The sequence below is a fragment of the Haloarcula hispanica ATCC 33960 genome (assembly GCF_000223905.1).
Classification (GTDB): Archaea; Halobacteriota; Halobacteria; order Halobacteriales; family Haloarculaceae; genus Haloarcula; species Haloarcula hispanica.
The window spans coordinates 396864-405816 of record NC_015944.1; the positions used below are offsets into that span (position 1 = coordinate 396864).

Consider the following 8953-nt stretch of genomic DNA (forward strand, 5'->3'; position numbering starts at 1 on the left):
TCAGCCGTCCGATTGATTTGTTTGGGTAGACGTGACGAAACCACATTTGAACTGGTCGGCTTTGTCTAGACGCAGAGTAACAGCGAGTTCGTTTCGTTAATGACGCTATAAATCAGCCACTCAGTTAAATTACATATACACCCCGACAAAAGGATACAAGTGGCTGATGGTGCTACAAGACGGTATGATTTCTGAACAATTCGACGCGTTCTTGCTTGACCTCGACGGGGTAGTGTATCTCGGGGACGAGGCCCTACCGGAGGCGGTCGAGTCGGTGAATCGTCTTGATGAGCGGGACAAGGAACTGCGATTCCTGACGAACGACCCACGCTTTCAGCGTGAGACGATCGCGAACAGGCTTCGCAAGCTGGGGATCGACGCGGAAAAAGGCGAGATCATCACGTCAGGCTGGGCGACCGCCCACTACCTCTCCCAACAGGATATGACCACCGCTGCTGTTGTCGGTAGCGGAGGGCTGGAAATCGAACTCCAAGAAGAAGGCATCGAGATCACGGACGACGATCCAAATGCGATGGTCGTCGGCGCGGACGAGAAGACGTCATATCAAGACATCCAGCGGGCGGCGAGACACATCCAGCGGGGAGCGACGTTCGTGGGGACGAACCCGGATGGGTCGTTCCCGACCCCAGACGGGCCTGTACCCGGGGCCGGGGCCATTGTCCGAGCAGTCGAAGCTGCGGCGGGAACAGAGCCAACGGTCGTTGGTAAACCCGAGCCGCTTATGTTCGAGATGGCTCTCGACGGGCTGGCTGACGACGTGCAAGCGGCCGCGATTGGCGATAATCCTGCCACGGACATTCTCGGCGCCCACCGTGCGGGGCTCACCGGGATTCTGGTGGCCGAGGACAAACCGACTGCCGCATCTGCTCGTGATCTTCAGCAACCAGATTTGACGATCTCGTCGCTTGCACACCTCTTCACAGACACAACCGACACATGGGAGGCACCACCCTATTCGTGGCCGGATGAGATACGTCCGGGCGTCGCTGCTGTCGTAGTGAATGACGCAGATGAGGTGCTGTTGCTGAAACGCGCCGACAAAGAGCAGTGGGCGCTCCCGACGGGCACGGTCGAACGGTGCGAACCAGTCGGGGACGCTGTCACACGGGAGGTTGACGAGGAAACGGGACTGCAAATAGCGGTTGAGCGGCTGATAGGCGTCTATTCACACCCGGAACAGCAAGTGTTTTCGTATCCCTCAGGCAAGGCAGTTCACTTCGTCACCAATTGCTTTCGGTGTTCCATCGAGGGGGGTACACCCGAGGCCGACGAAGATGAAGCCCTCGAGGTCGGATTCTTCGACATGAACGATTTACCGTCGGATATCCTTCCGATGCAACCGCAGTGGATAGCCGATGCAAATGACGCAGATGGCTCACCTGCAATTCGATAAATTCACAGGCTGTACCGACTGAAGTTACGGAGCAAGTTCGATATTTCTCAGAGTCGCTCTCAGAACGAGTTCACGGATCTGGGCGAACCACGTCCGTGTCCGAAGCGTGTCGCCGTACCGCTGCTTGAGCGAGAAAACCACAGCCTCGACGAGTGACCGTCGATGATCGGTATCGTCGTCATGGCGAGCGGTACGCGCCATATCTATAGTAGCCATTGAAAATCAATGCACTCCTGATCGCACGACAGCAGTGCGATCAGTGTGTACATCGTTTCAATTGTTACTATAGCGGGGAGAACTCTCGGTGTTTGTTCACTGGCCCAACGTGGGGCTCCAGAAGTTCTTCCGGGATCGTCTCAATCATACCTTCCTCAGCGGTCACCGTCTGTAGCCGGTCGAAGTTCCGATAGATCCCTGCCCTCCGCTACCCAATCCGGAACTAGAAATCATATTAGATGATAGTCGTGCGAAGATTTACAGTGTATCGCACCAGGTATCACTTAAAATGGCTGTGCCTCAGAGCTGAAGCAAGTAGGTGTTATAACATCCGTACAGGTGTTATTATTTGACGCCGGCGAACTCGACAGGCTCTCAGCGGCCGCTGGTATCAAAAAATCGTGTTTTGAATAGCAACTATCTGATTGGATGTCGCGGATATCATATCCGGATTAAAATTGAGTACGTGTTATTATCCAAGAGATATCAGCCACAATGTAGAACAATATAGTCGTAGAAGTACGTTTTCACACTTGTATATTGATCTCAGAGATAAGACCGAGTTTCCTGAGTTACAATCTCGGTTTCGATGTCTAAATATATTACCGGTACATTCATACTTGTCATATTCGACCAACTGTGAGTGTATAGTAGTAGATCTATAGTCAATTGTATCATATAGGTGAGATTCACAGACAACTCCGAAGAATCTGTCATAGAACAAAGTTGGTCGAGATTCACGGCGGTGATAGAGTGGTCAGTCCTTCGTCCTGCAAGCGAAGTACACTGGTTAATCCGAAAGCCATATACGTCACATTAGGCCAACCTAAAACATGGACGAGACAGACGGTACAGGTAGTCTCACCAGACGAGACTACCTCTCCGGCGGTGGTCTGCTGCTCGGCACGTCAATCGTAGCCGGCTGCTCCAGTAACGGTGGGGAACCGCCCAGTACAGCAACAGCGAGTGACAAGGAAACGGGCACATCAACCCCGTCAGATGACGGCTCCTACGTTGCCTCGCTTTCTCCTGTCGGAGAGGTCGAGTTCGACTCCGTACCGGAGAAGGTCTTCACGATGTACAATCAGTATGCAGATATGTTAGTCGCGCTTAACCACGGTGACGCGGTCAATTCGATGTTCGTTCCAGAGATGGCTGGGCCATCGATGAACCACTACTACGAACGGCTCTCTGGTGTCTCTTTTGAATGGGAGGACCTTCCGAACCCCTACGATAATTTTAGCAAGGAGTTCTTCTACAGCCTCGGTAGCGACGTTCACTTCCTTGACCCCGCATGGGCGATTACCCAGGAGAACTGGGATATGGGCGATATCGAGGAAATTGTCGACAATGTCGGCCCCTTTTTCGGGAATTTCTACAGCGGAACACACGGTGACCCGCAAGAACCCTACAGTGAGAACTACCATTATTACACGCTGTGGGAGCTGTTCGGTCGTGTCGCCACCGTGTTTCAGGAACGAAAGCGTTACGAGCAACTCAGAGCCGTTCATCAAGAACTCATCGAGACCATCCAGACGGAGCTTCCACCCGAAGAAGATCGACCGACCGCGGTTCGGGTTACACTTGGCGACGGCCAATTCTGGACGTATCACCTGAACCGACCGGGGTTCTGGCTCGCGGACACGCGTCCGCTCGCAGCCAACGACGCCTTCGGGGACGAAACGTGGGACGGTCTCTGGGGTTCGGTCGGCTATGAAACGATGCTGGACGCGGACCCTGACGTAATCCTCCATCTCTGGGGGATGACACCGCGCTACGACATGGACGATGTCCGCGAGAGGCTCGCGTCACACAGCGTTGGAAAAGAACTCGCAGCGGTCAAAGACGACCGCGTATACGCACACGGAATGCGATACCACGGCCCGATCATGAATCTTTTCCAGATCGAAATGACCGCGAAACAGCTCTACCCGGATATCTTTGGCGAGTGGCCACCCTACGAGAACGGGGATCACTATCCAGAGATTCCATCGGATGAGCAGCTTTTCAGCCGCGACCGCGTTGCCCAGATCGTTACGGACGGATAGCTTCGGCTGGTTTCAGCAACGCTGTCGCCCGAATGGAGCAAATCGCCCGATCAGTGTGGGATTCACGACAGGATGATGACGTTGCCGACGCCGCGCCGCTTCCGTTCGATGAGGTTCTTGGCTTCGAGCGTATCGAGGGTCCGGCTGACAGTCGCCTTCGAGAACTCCGTTCGATCGACGATTTCGCTCTGTGGAAGGACCCCATCGGCATCAAGCATGATCTCATACACGATCCGTTCGTTGCTCGCGAGGCGACTCGCAGTCTCTTCCCATTCCTGCCGACGGGCTTCGAGTAGGCCCGCTGTCGGTGCGTGGTCATGGTCAGCGTCCGGCGATCGAGTGTCCGGCGAGTCCATAGTAGACCCCGATGCACCCCGATCGACACGGAACAACGCCACGGCACTCGCACCGGAGGCGAACGCAGCCACTGTGAGTACGGCGATATCGACTGTTCGGATGGACGGCCCCGGAGATCCTGATTGGACAGTGGTCTCGCCGATTGTGACTGTGGCTACTGCCGGCGTGATGAGATGGCCGGCCAGCAAAAGCATCAGGGCGGTCGAGATGACGAAGACGCCTGCCGCGACGACCTCGCTACGTTGGAGGGTGTTTTCGATCATTGTTGAGACCAGCGATGTATCCGGACTACTCCGGTACCCCACGGAGTCGGACGAACGCATCTATCCTCTCGTTTCGGATATCGACGACGACACTGTATCGGGTTTCCCGATCAATCGGTTCAACGACAACCAGTACACGGCGATCACTCAGTCGCTGCTCCGTCCGTTCAATGACGACGACCCCTGCAGTCGTGCCGTTCCGAACGGTGAAGGTGGACTCGTTGACTGCGGTGAGATCGTGCCACTGCGCTGTCGGATCTGCACCGACGACCGCGGCTCTCTCGCTAGCTACCCCGCGTGGAACCGGCCGCATCGTGTACACTGCGTCGGCCGGTGATGCAACGGTATCGGCGACCGACCCGTCCGTCGTGATAATCCGCTTGGCTCGCGCTTGCTTTGAGCGGGACAGTTCGGGCGGTTCCCATGGTGTGGCCCGCACAACGGGGCTCCGGTTGATATTCGTAATCTCGATATGGTTGACAGTTCCGATATCCGATATCAGAACCTCAGTAGTTCTGCCGCTCGTTTCGACGAGTGCATCGTCTTCAATAGCGAACTCGTATCCGGTATCAGCTGTCGCCGTGGCGGCGATACCAGTCGCGGTTGCGAAGACGGCGATACTCACACTGAGGACGGTGAGCGAGAGGACCAACACCAGACGGGACCGTCTAACCGACTCCATGTCCGTCGTGACCGGACGTTTTCGTATGAAAGTGCTGGTTTTCAGTAAACTGAAACGAATGGAACAATCTCTGAAACGCGTTTCAGATCCGTTTCACTCCCGTTTCCAACGGGGGTTTACAATGGTTTTCGTATAACTTCCTGATGCCGTGATCGGGCCAGCACTCACAGCGAGCACACCGGCCCACAGCATATGCTCGGCCCGCCACTGCGAACTCGGCCCGCCGCTACGGGCCCGGCTTTACTGTACTGTGCTACCGACCGCGCTCGTGCGTCCTGTCCGATCACCCCCAAGACAATGAAACGAAAACTTCCCCGCCAACGAAGTGATGCAGATGCATCGTGACTACCGACTCGCAGCGTACGCGGTTGCGGTATCGGCCCTCCTGCTCACTGCCAGCGGCGCAGCCGTCGTAGCCGATGGGAGTGCCGGAAATGCCCCATCCGAATCGTCCCCCTCTGAGACCGAATCCAATGAAACTACCGGTAGCATCACAGTTACGAATTCGACGGCGTTCGAGGTGACAACGGTTTCCAACGATAGTGGCACGGTCACGTTCGATCAGGGCGACCGGACCTGTGGTGGCGGGTTCCGTATTGACACCCCGAACCGAACTCGGACTGACATACAGGTCCGCGGTGTCACCGTGACACTTGTCGAACAGCACAGCGGCGAGCCGTTCGACGAAATCGGCCGCGAGCAGTTCGCGTCACTGGTCTGGAAGGAAATATCAGGATACGCGGGGCTCGGCGCGTACGATCACATCGAAGTTCAGGTCAACCAGTACTACGAGACGGTCGCCCGGGACGAACCGTTAGACACCGTCGGCATCCACGCCCGTCCCGTGGACAATTGCCTCCCAGCTGTCGAAGGTGAAGTCGCCCTCAACAGTCAGTCGGTAGCTGTCCGTTCGAGCCACTCGGAGCTCGAAGGCCTCAATCTGAACATTACAGATACGATCGGCGCTCTCAACGAAAGCGAACGGGACTCCATCGACCGGCTCATCGAATCGAACGAACGCACCAGCTACGCCATCCAGACGGAGTTCGACGATCCGGACACGCTGGACGCGACCGTCGTCGAAGCAACAGACGACAGCCAGGTCAAACTCGAACTCACACGGCCAGGCGGCGGTCGCACGGTCGTCGTTCGAATCGATCTCGAATCGGAAACCGTCGAGCGTACCTGGACGAGGGTCGCAGTTGAGCGGATTGACGGTACTGATTCGGTGACAGTCGGTAACCACGGTGAGAATGAAACGACATCGTTCGAAGTGAACTACACTGAAGCTGCGTCGTAAAATCCGAACTGGTCTTCCAAGACACTATTGGGTTTCAGCCACATCGAACCGGAGCGGCAATTACATCGGGGCCGAAGCCCCACCTCAGGTACGTAGTCCGAATCGTACGGTCAAGTCCCCGTAACGACGCAGTAGGTCAGGTCGAGCCAGTCCAGTCGTATCGCATGACGAGGTCGTCCTCGTCGATCTTGCTGGCGAGTTTGTCCACGAGTTCGTCCCGTTCGAGGTCGTCAAACTGCTCCAGTTCGTACGGCTTGACCGTCACCGGCGAGGACTCGCCCTCGGCGATGCGCTCCTGCAGCTTGGCGACGCCGTAGATCAGCGCTTCGGGGCGGGGCGGACACCCCGGGACGTGAATGTCAACCGGAATGACTTGCTCCGCACCTTTGATGACGTTGTATCCTTCCTGAAACGGCCCACCGGAAATAGTACACGACCCCATCGAGACGACGAACTTCGGCTCGGGCATCTGGTCGTACACGCGCTTCATCCGCGGCGCGAACTTCGAAACGATGGTCCCCGGGACGATAATCAGATCTGCCTGCCGCGGTGATGCCCGAGGGACTCCGGCAGCAAAGCGGTCGAGGTCGTGTTTCGTAGCGAGAGTGCCCATCATCTCGATGGTACAACAGGCGATGCCGAACTGCAGCACAAACATCGAGGACCCCCGGACCCAGTTCATGAACGCGTCGAATTTGGTCAGGATGAACGGGGACGAACCAAGCACCTCCCGAAGTGTAGAATTAAATCGGGCATCCGTGTTTCTACCACAGCATATCCGTTCATCAGACTGTGCGTCGTCCACATTCCGCCGATCACTGCTCATGAACAGCTACGGATAGATAGTGGGAGCGGATACGCGAACTGTCGTACACACTAGTGTCTTTATGTGGGAGCCGCCACCAGGGCTCGTCCGTGAGATATCTCCGCTTAGAGATCCAGTATGCACCGGAGTATCAGCGTCCGATGCACCGCTTTATGACCGAAAGCGACGCAATCAAACGCGAGTGGCTCGTTACGTGGAAAGTCGGGGTCGAGGACGAGATTGCCTATACGTTGTTTTATATCGTCGGCGATCGCGAACCCTACGAATCGGCGCTTTCTGCGGTCGAAACCATGGAAAGCTACGATATTACACCCGTTCGAGACCAGGCGTTCTACGCGTTCGTCCGTGGCCGGGAGACTGAACAATCACGACAGTTCTACGCGGCGTTCGAACAGCCGACGCTAATGGTGGTCCCACCGGTTGCCTACCGACCGCACGGAGTCGTGTTGTTCGATGTCGTCGGCGAACCCGCCACTCTCGAACAGGTCCGGGATGCACTTCCCGACGGAATCACGGTAAACGTCCAGAAGATCGGCGAATACGATGCCAGCCCTGGAACATTCGACATCGGCCTCACTTCACGTCAGCGCGAAGCACTCGCCGCAGGACGGGAAGTCGGTTACTACGACGTCCCGCGAAATGGGAGCGTCAAGGACGTCGCCGAGGAGCTCGGTTGTGCTCCGAGTACCGCATCGAATCATCTCAGAAAGGCGCAGGCACGGCTTGTTGAACGCGTATTCAGATGACAGCTAGCGTAGAAGGTATCGATGCACCACGACTGTGTTTGAACCGCTCGAATAGGAGGAAACAGCAGAACAAGATGGAAGGGAACAGCAGAACCCAGCGGGTGGATTGTTGGTTATCGCGATAGCTGGCAGACTGGGCTGTCGCTGAACGTGGGCAAGTAGTATTCAGTGATCGGTTGAGTACAGTAACTGTCGCGGCAGATGAGCAGGAGCGCTGCGACGACTAACGTGACCAATGCGGCGCGAACAGTGAATCCCGGACCAGAAGCAGAACCCGAATCGTTGAGCGGGCAGGATGAAACAGAGAACACCACAGTGTCTGCAGTAACACTTCGTTAGAGGTGTTCTAAACCCATATTACTGCGGACATTGTGGCGTCTGACGGGGAGGTCTGGTGCATAATCGTGAATAGACACCACGATGTCCGCTGTTCTATTGGGACAGTTGAGAAATCATGCGCCGATTACTGCAGACATTGTGGTGTTGCTTCGCCTGGGCCACACCACGATGTCCGCTGTTCTAGTGGGGGTGGACACGAGAACAGCGGACACGGCGGTGTGTGCTTGAACAATAGAAGGGCTATAAATTGGCCACAGAGAGTCTGAAGACCGTAAATTAGGCGAGGAATGGGAGAGAACACTCCCACCCCACTTTGTCCGCTGTTCTTCAAAAGAGAGGGAGGGGGGAAGGAAACAGCCTCATTTGATTCGAAGGGTAGTCAATTTAGAACAGCCTGGATACTATCTGAACTTCATCTAGATAGAATATAGACAGTTTAGATTTTACTTAGTCTCAACTAGATTGTGTCTAGATACTACCCAAATCTTATCTAGACTAGAGATAGCGTCAAGTATTGCTATAGCGTCTTTCTCTATAGCTATTAAACTGCACTACGGTCTAGCTCTCAGCATAGTATTATAAACTTTTCCTTAACGAATAGTTTTCTGAGTTACCCCCACCTACCGTTTTCTAGTTACTGCGGACATAGTGGGGTGGGAGGGTCCCGCCATTCTTTTATAAGCAATAGAACAGCGGACACTCCGGACACTGCGGACAGGGGTGGTTTTATGTATGTTCCTTCCAATACATCAGGCAACGACT

General features: G+C 55.4%; 7 protein-coding genes and 1 pseudogene. 4 read left to right on the forward strand and 4 right to left on the reverse strand.

Features of this window, described 5'->3' with window-relative positions; genetic code table 11:
• The first annotated feature begins 166 nt into the window (after window positions 1–166).
• A complete protein-coding gene (locus HAH_RS19025; RefSeq protein ID WP_023843022.1) occupies window positions 167–1414 on the forward strand; it encodes an HAD-IIA family hydrolase in 1248 nt (415 codons plus the stop codon).
• Between the two features lie 24 nt (window positions 1415–1438).
• Here the strand turns inward: HAH_RS19025 and HAH_RS20245 are convergent.
• A pseudogene (locus HAH_RS20245) lies at window positions 1439–1621 on the reverse strand (IS5/IS1182 family transposase); the annotation flags it as partial.
• An 842-nt stretch (window positions 1622–2463) separates the two neighbouring features.
• Here HAH_RS20245 and HAH_RS19030 point away from each other — a divergent pair.
• On the forward strand, window positions 2464–3678 hold the full coding sequence (locus HAH_RS19030; protein ID WP_014031337.1) for an ABC transporter substrate-binding protein: 1215 nt from the start codon (window positions 2464–2466) through the stop codon (window positions 3676–3678).
• Window positions 3679–3740: 62 nt separating this feature from the next.
• Here the strand turns inward: HAH_RS19030 and HAH_RS19035 are convergent, their stop codons facing one another.
• Both HAH_RS19035 and HAH_RS19040 read right to left on the reverse strand, forming a co-directional pair.
• Complete coding sequence (locus HAH_RS19035; RefSeq protein ID WP_044952853.1) at window positions 3741–4298, reverse strand: helix-turn-helix transcriptional regulator; 558 nt, start codon at window positions 4296–4298, stop codon at window positions 3741–3743.
• Between the two features lie 25 nt (window positions 4299–4323).
• Complete coding sequence (locus tag HAH_RS19040) at window positions 4324–4980, reverse strand: hypothetical protein (RefSeq protein WP_014031339.1); 657 nt, start codon at window positions 4978–4980, stop codon at window positions 4324–4326.
• 328 nt (window positions 4981–5308) lie between these two features.
• Between HAH_RS19040 and HAH_RS19045 the strand changes: the two genes are divergently transcribed.
• Entirely contained in the window at window positions 5309–6280 is a 972-nt protein-coding gene (locus HAH_RS19045) for a hypothetical protein (RefSeq protein WP_023843024.1), read from the forward strand.
• A gap of 136 nt (window positions 6281–6416) precedes the next feature.
• On the opposite strand, the gene HAH_RS19050 is transcribed toward HAH_RS19045, so the two are convergent.
• Window positions 6417–7106 (reverse strand): NADH-quinone oxidoreductase subunit B, encoded by a 690-nt coding sequence (locus tag HAH_RS19050; RefSeq protein WP_044952855.1) that lies wholly within the window; start codon window positions 7104–7106, stop codon window positions 6417–6419.
• Window positions 7107–7246: 140 nt separating this feature from the next.
• Here HAH_RS19050 and HAH_RS19055 point away from each other — a divergent pair, with 140 nt between their 5' ends.
• The gene (locus HAH_RS19055; protein WP_425557129.1) at window positions 7247–7852 is read left to right on the forward strand and encodes a helix-turn-helix domain-containing protein; all 606 of its coding nucleotides are present in this window, start codon (window positions 7247–7249) and stop codon (window positions 7850–7852) included.
• Window positions 7853–8953: the final 1101 nt, after the last annotated feature.